Genomic DNA, 17,153 nt, shown 5'->3' with positions numbered 1-17,153 from the left:
CGCAGACCGCAGAGGCCGAAGCCCGGCCCGCCGAGGCCGGCGGCGAGGACCCGGTCGGCGCGGCGATTTCCGCCCTGCCCGCCTCCGACCAGTTCCAGCTGGGCATGGCCGAGCTGCAGAATGGCGAGCAGGACGCCGGGGTTCGCCTGGTCCGCGCGGCCGCCGATAGCGGATACGCCCCAGCGCAGTACCGCCTCGGCAAGCTGTTCGAGACCGGGCTTGGCGTGCCGCAGGACGCGCTGCGCGCCCGCCAGTGGACCGAGCGCGCGGCCAATAACGGCAACCGCAAGGCGATGCACAATCTGGGCGTGATGTACGCCGAGGGGCGCGGCGCCTCGCAGGACATGAACGCCGCCGCGCAATGGTTTGAACGCGCCGCCCTGCTGGGCGCCCCGGACTCACAGTTCAATCTGGCCGTCCTTTATGAGCAGGGCCGCGGACGGCCGCGCAGCCTGCCCGACGCCTATGCCTGGTACACGATCGCCGCGCAGAGCGGCGACGAGGAAGCCGGGTCCCGCGCCAGCCGGATCGCCGGCGAACTTCCGGAAGAAGCCGCCGCCGAGGCGCGCCAGATGGCGCAGTCTTTCGAGCCGCGCCCGCTGGACGTCGCCGCCAATAGCGCCGCCGAAGACGGCGCGGCCGCGCTGACCGGCCCGGCTGCGGTCGCCCGCGCCCAGACCATCCTGGCCGAGCTGGGCTATGATATCGGTCAGGCGGACGGCAATTCGGGGCCCCAGACACAAGCTGCGATTATCCTGTATCAGCGCGAAAACGGCCTGGCCCAGACGGGCGAAGTGTCGCCCCGCTTGCTGGAACGGCTGGAAGTCTCGCGCAGGCGCTAGTATGCCAGTGACGACGGCGCGTTTGCGCGCCGCCGGACGGCTTCAAAGACGAGCCAGCGGAAGGCGCGGGTGCAGATCTACCTCCCCATCGCCGAGATTTCGGTCAATGTCCTGCTTCTGCTGGGGCTGGGCGCCGGAGTCGGTTTCCTGTCCGGCATGTTCGGGGTGGGCGGCGGCTTCCTGATGACGCCGCTGCTGATCTTCATCGGCGTGCCGCCCGCGGTCGCTGTTTCCACACAGGCCAACCAGATCGCCGCGACCTCCGTCTCGGGCGCGCTGGCGCACTGGCGGCGCGGCGCGGTGGACGTGCGCATGGGGTTATATCTGCTGGCCGGCGGCATCGCGGGGTCGGTCGCGGGCGTGCAGCTGTTCGCCTGGCTGAAAAGCCTCGGCCAGATCGATATTGCGATTGCGCTGTCCTATGTCGTGTTCCTGGGAGGCATCGGCGCCCTGATGGCGTTCGAGAGCATCCAGGCGCTGCGACGCGACCGCCGGGGAGGCCAAGTGGCCCGGCCCCGCCGGCGGCGGCCGCGCCCGCTGGCCCAGCGCCTGCCCATGCGCGCCCGGTTTCCGCGCTCTCACCTCTATGTCAGCATCATTCCCCCGATTGTCATTGGCGCGGTGGTGGGCGTTCTGGTCGCCATCATGGGCGTGGGCGGCGGATTCATCATGGTGCCGGCGATGATCTATCTGCTGCGCATGCCGACCAATGTCGTGGTCGGCACATCGCTGTTCCAGATCATCTTCGTGACCGCGCTGGTGACCGTGCTGCAGGCGACGCAGAACCACACGGTCGACATCATTCTGGCGCTGCTGCTGATCCTTGGCGGGGTCATCGGCGCCCAGATCGGGGTGCGCGCGGCGATGAAGGTGAAGGCTGAGGCGCTGCGCGCCCTGCTGGCGGGGCTGGTGCTGGCCGTCTGTCTGAAACTGGCCTGGGACCTGATCGCCACGCCGTCCGAAATGTACACGCTGATCCCGGGAGGGCTGTGAGCGGTGATCGCCCTTCTTTCCGCGCTCTTCCTGCTGGCCGCGCAGACCCCGCCCGGCCCGTCCGGGGATACGGTCCCGGCCGGTCCGCCGGATGTGGCAATCGCCCTGACCGACGAGGAAGTGCGCGTGACGTCCGGTTTCACCGGCGCGCGGCTGCTGATCTATGGCGTCGCGCCCGGATACCGGGAGGGCGACGACCTGGTGGTTATCCTGCGCGGCCCGTCCCAGCCCCTGACCGTGATGCGCAAGGAACGCATCGCCGGATTGTGGCTGAACACCGAGCCGGCCTCCTTTGCCGGGGCGCCGTCCTATTACGCCGCGGCCAGCACCCGGCCGCTGCACGAGATCGCCCCGCCCGACGTGCTGCGGCGGCTGGGCGCCAGCGCGGAATACGTGCCGCTGCGCACGGCGGGGGTGCAGTCCTCCGACGCCGCGCCGATGATCAGCGATTACCGGCGCGCCATTATCCGCCTGAAGGCCGACAAGGGGCTTTACCGGAACGAGGCGGGCGAGGTGACGCTGCAGGAGGCCAATCTGTTCCGCGCCGAAGTCCGCCTGCCCGCCCAGGCGCCGGTGGGCGATTACGAGGCGCAAGTCATCCTGTTCCGCGACGGCGGGGCCGCCGCCCAGACCGCCACGACCCTGACCGTGCACAAGGCGGGGCTTGGCGAGGCGGTCTATAATCTCGCCCAGAACCAGCCCTTCCTGTACGGCCTGCTGGCTGTGGCTGCCGCATTGCTGGCCGGATGGCTCGCGGCTGCTATATTCGCCAGACGATGACCGATACACAGACGCCTCCCCCGCCGCCGCCCGAGCCGCCGCGCGAACCCGCCGGCCACCGGCCCGAATCCTGGTTCCAGCGGCCGTTTTCCGGCGCGCCGAAACCGGCGATGTTCCTGACGCTGGCGGGCATCCTGCCCTTCCTGATCACCGCGCTGGTGGTGATCGTCACCCCGGAAGGCAAGCTGTTCAACGCCACCGCCTATAACGCCCTGCTGACCTATGCCGCCGTCATTCTCGGCTTTCTGGGCGGCACGCGATGGGGGGTGGAAATGGTGGAGCGGCCCGAAACGACGCGCTGGGCCGTGCTGGTCCTGGCGATCATCCCCCCGCTTCTGGCCTGGGCCGTGATCCTGATCGGGCTTCAGCCGCGGGCGACTATGGCGATCTTCATCGCCGGCTTCCTGGCCATGCTGTTCTGGGATCTGTGGTCGATCACGCGGGGAACCCTGCCTGGCTGGTACGCCTCGCTGCGCATCATCGCCTCGTCCGGGGCGATCCTGTCGCTGCTGCTGGTGTTCTGGACGCGTGACGTGCCGGTCACCCAGGCGCCGCCCGCCTAGTCGCCGCAGAGCTTGCCCGCGGTTACGGGCCAGACGCGCGACTCCCCCATGATCCACGCATCGGGCCGTCCGCCGAAAACGCGGGCGAACGCCGCATCACAGACATTCAGCCCGCCCGCATATGCGCCGAAGGCCGGCAGAACGGCGTGATCGCCATTGGTCGCGAAACACCGCCGCCGCATGGCCCGGCCCCGCGCCCGCACCCTTGCGACGGGGTGGAGATGGCCCGCCAACTCCCCCGGCGCGCCGCCCTCTGTCGGGATATGGCGCAGCACCAGCGGCCCGAGCGTCAGCTCCGCCACCGTGCGTCCGCCCAGCTCCACCGGCGGGGCGGGGTCGTGATTGCCCTCCACCCAGATCCAGTCGCCGACCGATCCCGTCAGGCGGCCGATCTCCGCCCTGTCGGCGTCATCAAGGCGCAGCGCGGCCTGCCCGTCATGGAAGGAGTCGCCAAGGCAGGCGACGGCGCGCGGGGCGTAGCGGCGGATCAGCCGGTCCAGCCGCGCCAGCGTTTCCCGCGTGTCGAAAGGGGGCAGCATGCGCGCCCGCTGGGCGAAGGCCGAACCCTTCTCCAGATGCAGGTCCGCAACGATCAGCATGCCCGCGCCCTCATGGAACAGCGCGCCCGCCGGATCGGCGAGCATGTCGACGCCCGCCACGTTGAGCGCGACGTGTTGCGATGACTCTGTCCGGGCCGGGGCCTGCATGCGATATTCCTTGGCTGCGGAGGAAAGGTTAGACCGGTTCGCCGCAAAGAGAAGCGCCGGTGTTCAGAAGGTTCTGCAGATGAGCGACGCGATGACAGCCGAACAGCCCGCCGCACCCGCGCCGTTCGCGGACGCGCCGGGCGCGGTGACGTTCAAGAAGCTGCGCAAGCGGCTGGCGCGGCAGGCGCGCGAGGCGGTGGAAACCTACGCCATGCTGCCCGAAGGCGCGGAGGCGAGCCCGCCGCGCTGGCTGGTGTGCCTGTCCGGCGGCAAGGACAGCTACACGCTGCTGGCCGTGCTGATGGACCTGCAGCGCCAGGGTCATCTGCCGGTTGAGCTGGTGGCGTGCAATCTGGATCAGGGCCAGCCTGGCTTTCCCAAACATGTCCTGCCCGATTATCTGGCCGCGCTGGGCGTCGAGCACCGTATCGTCACCGAGGACACCTATTCCATCGTCACCGACAAGGTGCCGGCGGGGCGGACCTATTGCTCGCTCTGCTCCCGCCTGCGGCGCGGCATCCTCTACCGCGTGGCGCGGGAGGAGAACTGCCAGGCGATCGTGCTGGGCCATCACGCCGACGACGCGGTGGAGACGTTCTTCCTGAACATGATCCATGGCGGCAAGCTGGCCGCCATGCCGCCCAAGCTGCTGAACAACGAGGGCGACCTTCTGGTCCTGCGCCCGCTGATCCTGTCGGCCGAAGCCGATATCGAGAAGTTCGCGAAACATATGGATTTCCCCATTATCCCCTGCACGCTCTGCGGCTCGCAGGAAGGCCTGCAGCGCGGCGCCATCAAGGCGATGCTGGCCGGCTGGGAGGAAAAACGCCCCGGCCAGCGCGCGATTCTCGCCAACGCCATGCGCAACGTGAACGCCTCGCACATGGCGGATGCGGCGTTGTTTGATTTCAAGACTTTGTCCCCTTCCTCCTGAGGGGGGATGGTTTCTCCCTCTCGGGGGCGAGGGGACTTTTCTTTTTTACCCTCTTCTTTTTCAGCTCCCGGAATCCGCGTCAGCGGATGTCCGGGATCCAGTTTGCGGCGGTCCCGCCATCTCTGGACCCCGGATATTGGCTGCGCCAATTCCGGGGACTCTCGGTGGGCGACATGCGCCGAAAGCTCCGCAGGTCCTGTGACCTCGGAGGTGTTGGGTGGGGCGAGGGAAGCGGCGCGCGTTTCGGACGCTGGCCGTATTTATTATTTGATTGCTTTGCGAACCGAAGCTGCGCGCCGCTGACGTTTGAACCTGCCTGAAGTTGGCCTTGCGACCGTTTTTCCTTCGCAGTCCCTTCCGACAGGCCGGAGCGGTCATCGGGCAAGGTCTCCTCCCGCGACATCTCCGGCGCCGTTCCCCGCCCCATGCGACCCGAGCTCATGGTCCCTCGCGGCAGCGAACAGGAGGGAGTATGGCTCAAGCGGGGACCCGGTCTGATATTTCTGTTTTTGTCCCTGCTTTCCGGCCCTTCGAGACGCCGCGTCCTTGGCGCGGCTCCTCAGGGGAAGGGTGATGGAAGCGGGAGTTAGCATACCCCATCCCTTAGCCTGAGGAGCCCGGAAGGGCGTCTCGAAGGCGGGGTCGAGAAGGCGCGAATTTCCTCAGGAAACTCCGCTCAAAGTCCCGCTTTTTTCGCGGCTTCGCCGGGGGTGAGGACGACCGCCCCGATGACGCCGCGGACGTCGAGGAGGTCGGAGTCGCTGGAGACGACGGGGACATCGGCTGCGGCGGAGAGGGCGGCGAATTTCCGGTCTTCGGGATCGGGGACGGCCTGCATGGCGGCAAGGTCCAGCGGGCCGTCAAAGCGGCCCGCCTCCGTGAAGAGGGGCGCGGCGGCGGGCCAGTCCAGCGGAGGAATCTTTTCAAGGATGCGCCGTGTCTCCGCGCGGGTTTCCTCCGCCCAGACAAGGATCAGCCCACCCTCTCGCGCGGCGGCGATCAGGCGGGCCGAGGCGGAGCGGGGGTTGAATCCCGCCCCGACAAAGACATTGGTATCAAGGATCAGCCGGACGCTCAGGATTCCTCGACCGCGACGCAGGCATCGCCTTGGAACGAGAACGTCTCGACATATCCGTCCGGCGCGATCACGAAACGGGTCTCACACTGGGTGAAATGATCGACGGGCGGATTATAGACGCTCTCATAGACCGTTTCCTTGCGTTTGATATGCTCGCCGTCCTCGTCGACGGTCTCGACCCAGCGCTCATGCGGGACCTGGGTGTAGTTCCCGCCGGTGGTGTAGGATTCCTCGACGAAATAGGTCCACATCTCGCGGCCCTCCGACATGCCGGCCTTGTCGACAGGCGGCCCCCAGTCCAGCAGGAGCTGGTCGGCGTGGACCCCAACCCATTGCGAGGTTTTCTGGCGATACCCTTCGGCGGTGGCGCAGGCGGCCAGCGCAAAAAGGGAAAAGATAACAAGCAGGCGGCTCATAACTCTGTCTCCCCACAGACGTTGATAAACGTCATCTTAACCCTTGCGGACCGGGTTGGGGAGGGTGAAACCGGGAGAGGCGCAAAATTCACAATCGCCCCGCGCCGCCCCATATCAGGCAGAACGCCCTTTTAGCGAGACGGACGCCGCCATGCTGAGCCCTGAAGAACTGGAGCGCTATGCCCGGCACATCGTGCTGAAAGAGATTGGCGGGCCAGGCCAGCAGGCGCTGAAGCGGTCGCGGGTGCTGATCGTCGGCGCGGGCGGTCTGGGCTCCCCCGCCGCGCTTTACATGGCGGCGGCGGGCGCGGGCGCGATCATCCTGGCCGATGACGACGCCGTGTCGCTCAATAATCTCCAGCGCCAGATTCTTTTCACGACCGATGAGGCGGGCGCGCCCAAGGCGGAAACCGGCGCGGCGCGGCTGGCCGCGCTGAACCCGCATGTCGCCGTGGAGACGCTTTCCAGACGGCTGGACGCGGCGGGCGCGGCGGAGGCCGTGGCGCGGGCCGATATCGTGCTGGACGGGTCCGACAATTACGAGACGCGGTTCGCGGTGAACGCGGCCTGCCACGCGGCGGGCAAGCCGCTGGTCTCCGGCGCGGTAGAGCGGTTTTCCGGGCAGGTGGCCGTGTTCCGCTCGGGCCTTACGAAAGAAGTGGAGGCGCGGTCACCCTGCTATCGCTGCCTGGTCCCGGACATTCCCCCCGACGCGGAAACCTGCGCGCAGATCGGCGTCGCGGGACCGGCGGCCGGGGTGATCGGAAGCTGGATGGCGCTGGAGGCGATCAAGCTGATCACCGGGGCGGGAAAGCCGCTGGACGGGCGCCTCGCCATATTCGACGGGCTGGCCGGGACCGCGCGGACCATCGCTCTGCCCCCCGACCCGGCATGCCCGGTTTGCGGGAGTAGCGCATAATAGAAGCGCGGCGGGGACCGCCGCGCTTCCTGTTGCGTCTGCCTTGATGAACCTATTTCCGTCCGGCGCCCGGCTTGTTCGCCGGCTTGTCCTTTTTAGCGTCCGGCGTCTTCGCCGGCTGGCCGGATTGGGGTTTGTTCTTGTTCTTATTGTCAGGCATGGGTTTCGTCCTGAAAGTGCGGGGTTAAGCGGCCCGCGGTCGGTCCGGCCGGAATGGCCGGATCAGACGCTATAACGCCGGACGCGGCCCGCCGGTTTCCGCCCGCGCTGCGCAAGGCGCGAACCGCGCGGCCTCGCCCCCCTAGTTCTGCGAGGAGCGGCCTTCGGTGAGGTCCGGGTAGAGGATGTTCACCAGCGTCTCGCTGTCCATGAAGCCGGCATAGTCCTCGTCCAGGTCCGCCAGCGGGTTGTCGGCGAGGGTTTCTTCCAGGGTCAGGCCCTCATCGATGCTGGCCTGCACGCGGTCGCGCAGCATCACGGCGAGGTCATGGGCGGCCTGCAGGTCGGCGCGCGTGGCGAGCGGGCCGTGGCCGGGCATGATGGTGGTGTCCTCGCCCGCGATCTCCAGCCCGCGCGCGAGCCCGGCGATGAAGCCGTCTATGGAGCCGCCGGAGGACGTGTCGATGAAGGGGAAGGACTGGTTGAAGAAGATGTCGCCCATGTGCAGCACGTCGGCCTCGGCGAAATAGATCACCGCGTCGCCATCGGTATGGGCGTTGGGGATGTGTTCGACATGTGCGGTCTGGCCGTTCAGGTGCAGCGTGACGTCGCGCGTGAAGGTGACCACGGGCCAGGCCTCTTCCGGGCTGGCCGGGGTGGAGCGGTCGAAGATTTCCGATTGCTGGTCGGTGGACAGGCGCTGGCGCACGTTTTCGTGGGCGATGATGGTGGCCTGGTCCCCGAACGAAGCGTTGCCGCCTGTGTGGTCGCCGTGCCAGTGCGTGTTGACGACATAGCCCACCGCGTTGCCCTCCACCGACTGGATGGCGGCGCGGATCTGCTCTGCATTATCGGCGAATTTGTCGTCGATGATGAAGGTGCGGTCATCGCCCGTCAGCACGCCGACATTGCCGCCGCGCCCTTCCAGCATGAACAGGTTCGGGGCGATGTTCACGACCTCGAACGGCCAGTCCTGGCCAGCCTGTTTTTCGTGCGCGTCATGAGCGGCGGCGGGGGCGGCCGCGAGCATCGCGGCGGCGGTGAGCGTGCGGAGCATGGCGGGTTTCCTTCGCTTTAGTGGGCGCAAATCTGCATGTCGGCTATGAAAATGGAGCGCGGATGAGGCTTTGACAACTTATCCGCAATGAGCGATGCGCTCGGGTCATGGACTTTATGGCGATGATCCCCTTCTTCGCGGCGCTGGTCGCGGTCACCAACCCGATGGGGTCGGCGGCGATCTTCCTGTCGATGACATCGGACTCCACGCGGGCCGAACGGGCGCGGACGGCGAACACCGCCGCCATTGCCTCGACCATCGCCTTGCTGGTGACCGCGGTGGCCGGGAAATACATCCTCGGCTTCTTCTCCATCTCGCTGGACAGTTTCCGCGCCGCGGGCGGGGTGATCCTGTTCCTGATGGCGCTGTCCATGCTGCGGGCGCGGCCCTCGCGCATGCACTCGGTGGACGAGGAGCGGCTGGAGGGCGAGGAGAAGGACGATCCGGGCGTGTTCCCGCTGGCCATTCCGCTGATCGCCGGTCCCGGCGCGTTCGCCGCGGTGATCGTCTATGGCGAGGGCGTGACCGGGCTTCTGGGCTGGGCCGCGATGTCCGGCGTGATCCTGGCCTCCGGCCTGGTGATCTTCGCGATCCTGCGCGCGGCCACGCCGATGTCCAACCTGCTGGGCGTGACCGGCATGAACGTGCTGATGCGGGTGATGGGCCTGATCCTGGCGGCGATCGCGATGGAAATGATCGCGGTGGGCTTTAGCGGGCTGCTACCCGGCCTCGCCGCCTGAATCTTCTCCGCCCTTCGGGGCAAACGCCTTGCGCGACAGCCAGGCGAGCGCGGCGACGAACAGAATCCCCAGAATCCCGATCACGATGCCGGTGAACAGAACGCCCAGCGCCGCGCCTAGAAGAAGCGCGGCGAGGAAGACGGCGACGGCCAGAATGCCGAAAAGAATATATCTCATGGCAGGCAAAACGCCGGCGGCGGGCGAATGGTTCAAAGCCGGCGCAGGCTTATTTTGCACTGGCGTCCGGGGACTGATCGCCGTCCTTGGCCGCCTGGCCCAGCGCCAGGATGAGCGCTGTTGAAAGCCCGAAGGCCAGCGCGAGGCCGATGCCGAGCCCGATGAGGGGATTATCCAGCGCGATTGCCAGCGCAACGCCGATTGACACGCCCGCCCCGAGACCGATGGCGAGGCCCGCAAAGGCGGGATGGGTGAGGCTTTCCATCATGATTCAAACAATACGCGGTCCGGCGGCCGGTGGCCATCGGTGAACACGCGGATATTGACGATCACCTTCTCGCCCATCGCCGTGCGGCTCTCGATGGTCGCCGAGCCCATGTGCGGGACAAGGACGGCGTTTTCCAGCTCCAGCAGGGTCGGGTGGATGTCCGGCTCGTTCTCATAGACGTCCAGCGCGGCGCCGGCGAGGCGGCCGTCCTTCAGGCGCTCGGCCAGCGCCGCCTCGTCGATGACATCGCCGCGGGAGGTGTTGACCAGCAGCGCCTCGGGCCGCAGGCGGTCCAGACGCTTCGCGTTCAGCAAGTGCCGCGTTTCGCGCGTGGAGGGGCAGTTGACGCTGACCACGTCGACATGGGCCAGCATGTCGTCCAGCTCCGGCCAGTAGGTGGCCTCCAGCGCCTTTTCGATGGCCGGGCTGACCGGATTGCGGTTGTGGTAATGGACATGCATGTCGAAGGCGCGGGCGCGGCGGGCCACGGCCTGTCCGATGCGGCCCAGCCCGATGACGCCCAGGCGCTTGCCGCGCAGGCTGCGGCCCATCATCCAGGTCGGAGCCCAGCCGCTGAAGCCGCCAGCGCGCAGGACGCGCTCGCCCTCCGACAGGCGGCGGGCGCAGGCCAGGATCATGGTCATCGCCATGTCGGCCGTGTCCTCTGTCAGGACGCCGGGCGTATTGGTGACGACAATGCCCTGATCGTGCGCGGCGCGGCGGTCGATATGGTCCACCCCGGCGCCGAAATTGGCGATCATCTTCAGGGAGTCGCCGCCGGCGGCGATGATATCGGCGTCGATCTCGTCCGAAACGGTGGGGACCAGAATGTCGGCGCGGGCGGCGGCGGCTTTCAGCTCGTCATGGGTGAGACCGCGGTCTTCCAGATTGAACTCGGCGTCGAACAGCTCTCGCATCCGGGTCTGGACCGGATCGGGCAGTCTGCGGGTGACCACGACAACGGGCTTGCTCGGCACTTGGACACGTCCCTTTCGTTTCGCGCGGATGGCGGAATGAAGCGGCATAGCAGAGCGCGGCGCGCGCAGCCAATGGCGCAGCCGCCTTTACGTCTTTTTCATCATGATGGGGCGATGATTCATACTTCCCGACTGGCCCGACCCCGAGAGAGCGGCGAACCGTCATGCGCGCCCTGCGATGCCTGATCCTGATAGCGGCCTTCCTGCCGGCCGCCGCGCACGCCATGGCGCCCACGCCCTCCGGCCTGCCGGTGCCGCGTTTCGTGACGCTGAAATTTACCGAGGTGAACGGCCGTGCCGGCCCCAGCCCCAACCATCCCGTGCGCTGGACCTATCAGCGACAGGGCCTGCCCGTGCAGGTGGTGGCGGAGACGGAAAACTGGCGCCGCGTGATGGATCCTGAAGGGGATCTGGTGTGGATGCACAAGCGCACGCTGGACGGCGCGCGCGCGGTTATCCCCATGCGCGACACGGCCCTGCGCAGCGATCCGGCGCGCGACAGCGAGATAGAGGCGGTGGCCGAGGCCGGGGCGGTTCTGGTCCTGAAACGCTGTGACGCCGGCTGGTGCCGCACAGAGGCGCAAGGGTTCGAGGGCTGGATCAGCGCCGCCGATCTGTGGGGCCTGAACGCGGACGAACGCCCCGGCCCCTGACAGCGCGCGCAGCCGCTTTAAGGCGCCGCGCGCCCATTGCATCTGTCACGAAATGATAACAGTTTGGCGCGGGCTTTCCGCCGGTTTGCGATGATATGCGCATGGCGGACCCTTTTCGCATGTTTCATTTGCGTGATTGACGGAATTTCATGGCGAACCAGAAAAACGCGTACAGCTACGAAGACCTTCTTGAGTGCGGCCACGGACGCCTGTTCGGACCGGGCAACGCCCAGCTGCCCCTGCCGCCCATGCTGATGTTCGACCGCATCAGCGAGATCACCGCCGATGGCGGCGCGTTTCAAAAGGGCAAGGCCGTGGCCGAGCTGGACGTTTCCGAGGACAACTGGTTCTTCGGCTGCCATTTCGAGGGCGACCCGGTGATGCCGGGCTGCCTGGGGCTGGACGCCATGTGGCAACTGGTCGGCTTCTTCCTGGGCTGGACCGGCGCGGAGGGCAAAGGCCGCGCGCTGGGCGTGGGCGAAGTGAAGTTTACCGGCCAGGTCACCCCGGACATCAAGCATGTCCGCTATGAAATCGACATAAAGCGCCTGATCAATCGCCGCCTGGTCCTTGGTCTGGCGAATGGCGAAGTGCAGGCGGACGGCAAGACGATCTACAAGGCGGAAGACCTTCGCGTCGGGCTGTTCAAACCGGAAGAATTGTAAAAGGGAGGATGCGCTGATGCGACGCGTTGTCGTAACGGGAATGGGCATTGTCTCGCCGATCGGCTCGACGCTGGACGATGTTTCGAAATCGCTGCAGGACGGCCGCTCCGGCGTTGTCCGCGCGGAAGAATACGCCGAGATGGGGTTCCGCTGTCAGGTTCACGCAGATCCGGGCCTGGACCCGGCGGGCATCGTGGACAAGCGGGATCTGCGCTTCATGGGCGACGGCGCGGCGTGGGCGTGGATCGCCGCGCGCGACGCCATCAAGGATGCGGGCCTTTCCGAGGATGAAGTCTCCAACCCGCGCACCGGCCTGATTGTCGGCACGGGCGGGCCGTCCACGGAGGCCATCGTGAAGGCTGCCGACGTGACGCGCGAGAAAGGCCCCAAGCGGGTCGGCCCGTTCGCGGTGCCCAAGGCGATGACGTCCACCGGCTCCGCGCCGCTGGCGACATCGTTCAAGATCAAGGGCATGTCCTATTCCATCGCCTCGGCCTGCACGACGTCGCTGCACTGCATGGGCAACGCCGCCGAGCAGATCCAGTGGGGCAAGCAGGACATCATGATCGCGGGCGGCGGCGAGGAGCTGGACTGGACGCTGTCGGTCCTGTTCGACGCCATGGGCGCGATGTCCAGCAAGTATAACGATACGCCCGAGCGCGCCAGCCGCGCCTTTGACGCCAATCGCGACGGTTTCGTGATCGCCGGCGGCGCGGGAATCGTGATCCTGGAAGAATATGAGCGCGCCAAGGCGCGCGGGGCGAACATCTACGCCGAAGTGACCGGCTATGGCGCGACCAGCGACGGCGCGGACATGGTGGCCCCCTCCGGCGAGGGCGCCGAGCGCGCCATGCGTCTGGCGCTGGAGACCGTGGATTCGAAGATCGACTATCTGAACCCGCACGCCACCTCCACGCCGGTCGGCGATATTGCCGAGGCGAAGGCCGTGGCGCGGGTGTTCGGCGATGACGGCCCGGCGATTTCAGGCACCAAATCGATGACCGGCCACAGCCTGGGCGCGGCCGGGGCGCAGGAGGCGATCTATTCGCTGCTGATGATGCGCGACGGCTTTATCGCCCCCTCGATCAATGTCGAGGAAATGGACCCCGATATCGCCGCGACAAAAATCGACGTGGCGACCGAAACCCGGCAGGCGAAGCTGGACACGGTGATGTCCAACAGCTTCGGCTTTGGCGGCACCAACGGGTCGCTGGTGATGCGCCGGGTCTAGGCTGAGACAAGAAAGAACAGACGAGGGAACGGGAAGAGATGTCCGACGACAATCCGATGCCGAAAGGCGAGCTGATGAAAGGCAAGAAGGGCCTTATCATGGGCGTCGCCAACAAGAACTCCATCGCCTGGGGCATTGCCCAGCAGATGGCCGCGCAGGGCGCCGAACTGGCCTTTTCCTATCAGGGCGAGCTGGAGAAGCGGGTGCGCCCGCTGGCCGAATCCCTCGGCTCCGATTTCCTGGTCTCGGCCGATGTCGCCTCTGACGAGGACATGGACAAGTGCTTTGCCGAGATCGAGAAGCGCTGGGGCAAGCTGGACTTCCTGGTCCACGCCATCGCGTTTGCCGGCAAGGACGAGCTTCAGGGCAGCTTCACGGAGAACACGACGCGCGAGGGCTTCAAGCGCGCCATGGAAATCTCCGCCTTCTCTTTCGTGGACGCGGCCAAGCGCGCCTCTCACCTGATGGCGGACGGCGGGTCGATGGTGACCATGACCTATCTGGGCGCCGAGCGGGTTGTGCCGAGCTATAACGTGATGGGCGTCGCCAAGGCGGCGCTGGAGGCCTCCACCCGCTATATCGCGCGCGATCTGGGGCCGCGGGGCATAAGGGTGAACGCGATCAGCGCCGGCCCGATGCGGACGCTGGCCATGGCCGGGATTTCCGGCGGACGCTCCCTGATGAAGACGGGCAAGGACTGGTCGCTTCTGAAGGAAGACACCAAGATGGAAGGCGTCGCGGGCGCGGCGCTTTACCTGCTCTCCGACCTCGGCACGTCATGCACGGGCGAAGTTCTGCACGTGGACGCCGGCTTCCACATCGTCGGCGTGCCGGACCCGGGCGAGGACGAGGAATAGAGAATAAAAAGGCCCCGGAGATTTCCGGGGCCTTTTTCTTTCTCTGGTTGTCGGCTGTCCCTAGTCGTCGCGGCTGGCGGTGACGGAGGGGCCGTAGAGGGTGTAGACGGTGTCGCCGCCGCGGGCGGAGACGTCCAGATAGGCGGTCTCGCCGGTCAGGGCGACGCCCGAGAGGCGCGAATTGATGCTGACGCCCAGCTCGTCCCCGGCGGCGTTCTCAAGCCGCACGGTTTCCATGGCGAAGGAGTTGTCCGCGAAATCGGGGCGGACATTGTCCAGCCGGGAAACGCGGGCCGGCATCGGGTCGCGAAGCTCGCCATCGACGCGGGCGAAGACCTCGACCGCGTAGAGACGGCCGCCGGCTTCCGCGACGCCAACGCCCATATGCGTGAATTCCTCACGCTGGATATTGGCGGCATTGACCGGATCGGCGGCGATTTTCGCATCGACCTGGCTGGCGTCGGCCTGTCTCACCACGGCGACATTGCCGCCCATTGCCCCAAACAGGGCGGTGCGGTCTATGGCGCGGGCGCGTTGCAGATGGCCGCGGCCTTCCGGGTCCTCATGCGCGGCGTAACCGCGCGCGGCCATATCCACCGCGTGCAGGCGGGCCGCGTTATAGAGGCCATAGCGCAGGCGCAGCGGATCCTCGCCCGCCGCGGCGCGGCGTTCATTGATCTGGCGGACCAGCTCGGCCTCGACATCATTACGGAGGGTGACCCCTTCCGGCGGTTGCGCGACACAGTGCGACGCCTCGTCGAGGTAGGCCTCCAGTTGAGTGGACAGGCCCGCTTCGGCGACGCGACACGCATTGTCACCAGCCGCCAGGGCGGGCCCGGCGAAAGCAGCGCTGGCGCTAGCCAGGACTGCGACAGTTTGACACAGTTTATGTAACATGAGTGTCATGCTCCGCCGTGTGACAGAGTTGGGTCAAGCGGAGTTTTGTGAAATTTTCAGCGGAATCCGGAAGCGCGCTTATTAAACAAGCCCTTGATTCCTATGAGTATAGAGGCGGACGCCGGCTGAAAGCGACAAATGAAAAGGCCGGCCCGGGCAACCGGACCGGCCTCTTGTTTGTGACACTAATGTCAAAAACGGGTGACGAAAGCGGGGCCTATTCGGCCGGGTCGGCGCTGCCGTCCGCCTGCTGTTCGGCGATCCATTTATCGACTTCGGCTTCCATGACGGTCAGCGGCAGGCCGCCTTCCACCAGCAGCTTGTCGTGGAATTGCCGGATATCGAAATCCTCGCCCAGCGCCTCGCGCGCCTTTTCGCGCAGCTCCAGGATCTTGATCATCCCCATCTTGTAGCCCAGCGCCTGGCCCGGCCAGACGACATAGCGCTCGATCTCCACGATGGCGTCGGAGCGGTCGGTCACCGCGCCGGAATCGACCATGAAGTCGATGGCTTCCTCCCGGCTCCAGCCCTTGGCGTGCATGCCGGTGTCGACCACCAGGCGCGCGGCGCGGAACAATTCCGACTGCAGGCGGCCGATATCGCCGCGCGGGTCGCCCTCATACAGGCCCATCTCCTTGGCCAGACGCTCCGAATACAAGCCCCAGCCCTCCGAAAAGGCGTTGGTGGAGGCCGTCAGCTTGCGCAGCAGGGGCGTATCCTGATTGTCCAGATTGATGGCCAGCTGGAAGTGATGGCCGGGAATGCCTTCGTGATAGGTCAGGGTCTTCAGCGCCCATTTCGGCCAGATCGCCGTGGTGCGCAGATTGATCCAGTAGATGCCCGGACGCGACCCGTCCAGCGAGGGCAGGTCATAATAACCGCCTGGCGCGGATTCCTCGGAGAAGCTCGGAACCCGGCGGATTTCCAGCGCCTGCGGGGGCACCGTGCCGAAATACTCGTCCAGAAGCGGACGGATTTCCTCGACCTGATCGTTCAGGTCGGCGATCACCTGCTCCTTCCCCTCCGGGGTATCGTCATAGAGATATTCCGGATTGGTGGAGAGCTCCGTGATGCGCTCGCCAATCGTGCCCTCGGTCATGCCGATCTCGGCGAACAGGGCGTCCATTTCCTCATGGATGCGGTCCACCTCGTCCAGGCCGATCTGGTGAATGTCGTCGCCGGTCAGGTCCGGCTCGTCCGCATTGATGCGGATCAGCGCGTTATAAAGCGCCGCGCCATCGGGCAGGCGCGAGACCGAGGCCTCGTGCACCGCATCCTCGCTGAGCGTGGTCAGGGTATCGGCCAGGCGGCCATACGCGGGATAGACAATGTCGGTGATCGTGGTTTCCGCGCGGGAGAGATAATCGTCCGCGCCCTCGATCTCCGCATCCGACAGCTTCTTGTCGAAAGCGGTGTAGAGGATGCTGTCGGTCGGGGCGTCGGCGGTGAATCGCTCGATCACGGCCAGCGTTTTCTCCAGCACGAAGTCCGGCGGAACCACGCCCTGTTCGGCGTCGCGCTCCATGATGGCGATGGATTCATCCAGCACCCGCGCCATGTCGGCCAGGCGGGCGAGATAGTCTTCCGCGCCCTGCGCATCCTGCACCGGCTGCTGCGCCTGCAGGAGATTGGGCATGTCGATATGCGGGCCGGACAGCTGGGTGACCGGATAGACGGTGAAGCCCGCCGGACTGCCGACGCCATAATCGGCGACGTTCATCGCGGCGATGCCGGCGTCGATCTGGTCCTTGAGAAGGCGCAGCGTCAGGCGGCGGTTATGGTCCAGCGGCTCCGGATCGACCGCGTCCAGGCGGGACTGGAAGTCGCGCGCCATGGCGCGGGCGGCCTCATCGCCCTCCGGCCCGTAATCGCCCCAGTGGTGGTTGTAGGGGCCGCCCATCATTTCCTGCGGCAGGCCCAGATAGGTGGCGAATTCCGGGCTCTCGCGGAACAGCTCCACCGTCACCTGCTGGATCGCGGCGTCGAATTCGGCGCGGGCTTCCTGCTGGGCTTCGGTAACAACCGGGCTTTCGCCCGCAGCGGTATCGGTTTCAGGGGCCGCGTTTTCGGTGGTTTCGGCCGGGGCCGCGCCTTCGGTTTCAGCATTATCGGCGGCGGGATCGCCACAGGCGGTCAGGGCCAGCGCGGCGGCGCCGAGCAGCAGCATTGTTTTCAGGCTCATGTGATTTGTCTCTCCCCTTTGCGGACCCATGGGCTGCGGGTTCGCGGCGTTGCTTGGA

20 protein-coding genes are annotated in these 17,153 nt (G+C 66.6%); 11 read left to right on the top strand and 9 right to left on the bottom strand.

Translation table 11 applies throughout. The features are described from left to right. From H2040_RS05095 to H2040_RS05080, 4 genes are all read left to right on the top strand, one after another. A partial coding sequence (locus tag H2040_RS05095; RefSeq protein ID WP_287155492.1) for an SEL1-like repeat protein occupies nucleotides 1–842 on the top strand: 842 nt, incomplete at its 5' end. Nucleotides 843–911: 69 nt separating this feature from the next. Beyond that, complete coding sequence (locus tag H2040_RS05090) at nucleotides 912–1,835, top strand: sulfite exporter TauE/SafE family protein (protein ID WP_022696936.1); 924 nt, start codon at nucleotides 912–914, stop codon at nucleotides 1,833–1,835. 3 nt (nucleotides 1,836–1,838) lie between these two features. Continuing rightward, nucleotides 1,839–2,615: a TIGR02186 family protein gene (locus H2040_RS05085; RefSeq protein WP_287155484.1), complete on the top strand. Its 777-nt coding sequence runs from the start codon at nucleotides 1,839–1,841 to the stop codon at nucleotides 2,613–2,615. After that, nucleotides 2,612–3,178, top strand: a complete 567-nt coding sequence (locus H2040_RS05080; RefSeq protein ID WP_287155477.1) for a DUF3429 domain-containing protein — start codon at nucleotides 2,612–2,614, stop codon at nucleotides 3,176–3,178. The genes H2040_RS05085 and H2040_RS05080 overlap by 4 nt, the downstream gene beginning before the upstream one ends. Here the strand turns inward: H2040_RS05080 and pdeM are convergent. Further along, nucleotides 3,175–3,885, bottom strand: coding sequence for a ligase-associated DNA damage response endonuclease PdeM (pdeM, locus tag H2040_RS05075; RefSeq protein WP_287155469.1), 711 nt, complete (start codon nucleotides 3,883–3,885; stop codon nucleotides 3,175–3,177). The two genes, H2040_RS05080 and pdeM, sit on opposite strands and share 4 nt — an antisense overlap. A gap of 79 nt (nucleotides 3,886–3,964) precedes the next feature. Here pdeM and ttcA point away from each other — a divergent pair, with 79 nt between their 5' ends. After that, the gene (ttcA, locus tag H2040_RS05070; RefSeq protein WP_287155462.1) at nucleotides 3,965–4,819 is read left to right on the top strand and encodes a tRNA 2-thiocytidine(32) synthetase TtcA; all 855 of its coding nucleotides are present in this window, start codon (nucleotides 3,965–3,967) and stop codon (nucleotides 4,817–4,819) included. A gap of 676 nt (nucleotides 4,820–5,495) precedes the next feature. Here ttcA and H2040_RS05065 read toward each other — a convergent pair. Then, nucleotides 5,496–5,882 (bottom strand): PIN domain-containing protein, encoded by a 387-nt coding sequence (locus H2040_RS05065; RefSeq protein ID WP_287155509.1) that lies wholly within the window; start codon nucleotides 5,880–5,882, stop codon nucleotides 5,496–5,498. A gap of 11 nt (nucleotides 5,883–5,893) precedes the next feature. Further along, nucleotides 5,894–6,313, bottom strand: a complete 420-nt coding sequence (locus H2040_RS05060; RefSeq protein WP_022696929.1) for a hypothetical protein — start codon at nucleotides 6,311–6,313, stop codon at nucleotides 5,894–5,896. A gap of 151 nt (nucleotides 6,314–6,464) precedes the next feature. On the opposite strand from H2040_RS05060, the gene H2040_RS05055 reads away from it, so the two are divergent. After that, on the top strand, nucleotides 6,465–7,232 hold the full coding sequence (locus H2040_RS05055) for a HesA/MoeB/ThiF family protein (RefSeq protein WP_287155447.1): 768 nt from the start codon (nucleotides 6,465–6,467) through the stop codon (nucleotides 7,230–7,232). A 301-nt stretch (nucleotides 7,233–7,533) separates the two neighbouring features. Here H2040_RS05055 and H2040_RS05050 read toward each other — a convergent pair whose 3' ends face one another. After that, nucleotides 7,534–8,448 (bottom strand): MBL fold metallo-hydrolase, encoded by a 915-nt coding sequence (locus H2040_RS05050; RefSeq protein WP_287155435.1) that lies wholly within the window; start codon nucleotides 8,446–8,448, stop codon nucleotides 7,534–7,536. A gap of 107 nt (nucleotides 8,449–8,555) precedes the next feature. On the opposite strand from H2040_RS05050, the gene H2040_RS05045 reads away from it, so the two are divergent. Then, the gene (locus H2040_RS05045) at nucleotides 8,556–9,188 is read left to right on the top strand and encodes a MarC family protein (RefSeq protein ID WP_022696925.1); all 633 of its coding nucleotides are present in this window, start codon (nucleotides 8,556–8,558) and stop codon (nucleotides 9,186–9,188) included. Here the strand turns inward: H2040_RS05045 and H2040_RS05040 are convergent. The 3 genes from H2040_RS05040 to H2040_RS05030 are packed head-to-tail and all read right to left on the bottom strand — an operon-like array spanning nucleotide 9,168 to nucleotide 10,658. Continuing rightward, nucleotides 9,168–9,365, bottom strand: coding sequence for a hypothetical protein (locus H2040_RS05040; protein WP_287155418.1), 198 nt, complete (start codon nucleotides 9,363–9,365; stop codon nucleotides 9,168–9,170). The genes H2040_RS05045 and H2040_RS05040 overlap by 21 nt on opposite strands. Before the next feature lie 49 nt (nucleotides 9,366–9,414). Continuing rightward, nucleotides 9,415–9,633, bottom strand: a complete 219-nt coding sequence (locus H2040_RS05035; RefSeq protein ID WP_287155410.1) for a hypothetical protein — start codon at nucleotides 9,631–9,633, stop codon at nucleotides 9,415–9,417. Further along, the gene (locus tag H2040_RS05030; RefSeq protein WP_502709327.1) at nucleotides 9,630–10,658 is read right to left on the bottom strand and encodes a 2-hydroxyacid dehydrogenase; all 1,029 of its coding nucleotides are present in this window, start codon (nucleotides 10,656–10,658) and stop codon (nucleotides 9,630–9,632) included. The genes H2040_RS05035 and H2040_RS05030 overlap by 4 nt, the downstream gene beginning before the upstream one ends. Before the next feature lie 116 nt (nucleotides 10,659–10,774). Between H2040_RS05030 and H2040_RS05025 the strand changes: the two genes are divergently transcribed. The 4 genes from H2040_RS05025 (at nucleotide 10,775) to H2040_RS05010 (ending at nucleotide 14,016) form a co-directional block, all read left to right on the top strand. Next, complete coding sequence (locus H2040_RS05025) at nucleotides 10,775–11,263, top strand: SH3 domain-containing protein (protein WP_287155397.1); 489 nt, start codon at nucleotides 10,775–10,777, stop codon at nucleotides 11,261–11,263. A gap of 149 nt (nucleotides 11,264–11,412) precedes the next feature. Next, entirely contained in the window at nucleotides 11,413–11,928 is a 516-nt protein-coding gene (gene fabA / locus H2040_RS05020; protein WP_022696921.1) for a bifunctional 3-hydroxydecanoyl-ACP dehydratase/trans-2-decenoyl-ACP isomerase, read from the top strand. A 16-nt stretch (nucleotides 11,929–11,944) separates the two neighbouring features. Beyond that, nucleotides 11,945–13,159 carry a beta-ketoacyl-ACP synthase I gene (fabB, locus tag H2040_RS05015; protein WP_287155391.1) on the top strand — a complete coding sequence of 405 codons (1,215 nt, stop codon included), beginning with the start codon at nucleotides 11,945–11,947 and terminating at the stop codon, nucleotides 13,157–13,159. A 38-nt stretch (nucleotides 13,160–13,197) separates the two neighbouring features. Then, on the top strand, nucleotides 13,198–14,016 hold the full coding sequence (locus H2040_RS05010; protein WP_287155383.1) for an enoyl-ACP reductase FabI: 819 nt from the start codon (nucleotides 13,198–13,200) through the stop codon (nucleotides 14,014–14,016). 60 nt (nucleotides 14,017–14,076) lie between these two features. On the opposite strand, the gene H2040_RS05005 is transcribed toward H2040_RS05010, so the two are convergent. Beyond that, nucleotides 14,077–14,913, bottom strand: coding sequence for a CAP domain-containing protein (locus H2040_RS05005; RefSeq protein WP_022696918.1), 837 nt, complete (start codon nucleotides 14,911–14,913; stop codon nucleotides 14,077–14,079). 217 nt (nucleotides 14,914–15,130) lie between these two features. Further along, nucleotides 15,131–17,095, bottom strand: coding sequence for a DUF885 domain-containing protein (locus tag H2040_RS05000; RefSeq protein WP_287155371.1), 1,965 nt, complete (start codon nucleotides 17,093–17,095; stop codon nucleotides 15,131–15,133). Between the last annotated feature and the right edge of the window lie 58 nt (nucleotides 17,096–17,153).

The sequence above is a fragment of the Euryhalocaulis sp. genome (genome assembly GCF_013911995.1).
GTDB classification, from domain to species: Bacteria; Pseudomonadota; Alphaproteobacteria; order Caulobacterales; family Maricaulaceae; genus Euryhalocaulis; species Euryhalocaulis caribicus.
The sequence above is the reverse complement of the archived record's forward strand: the minus strand, read 5'-3'. Positions and strand labels throughout refer to the sequence as shown.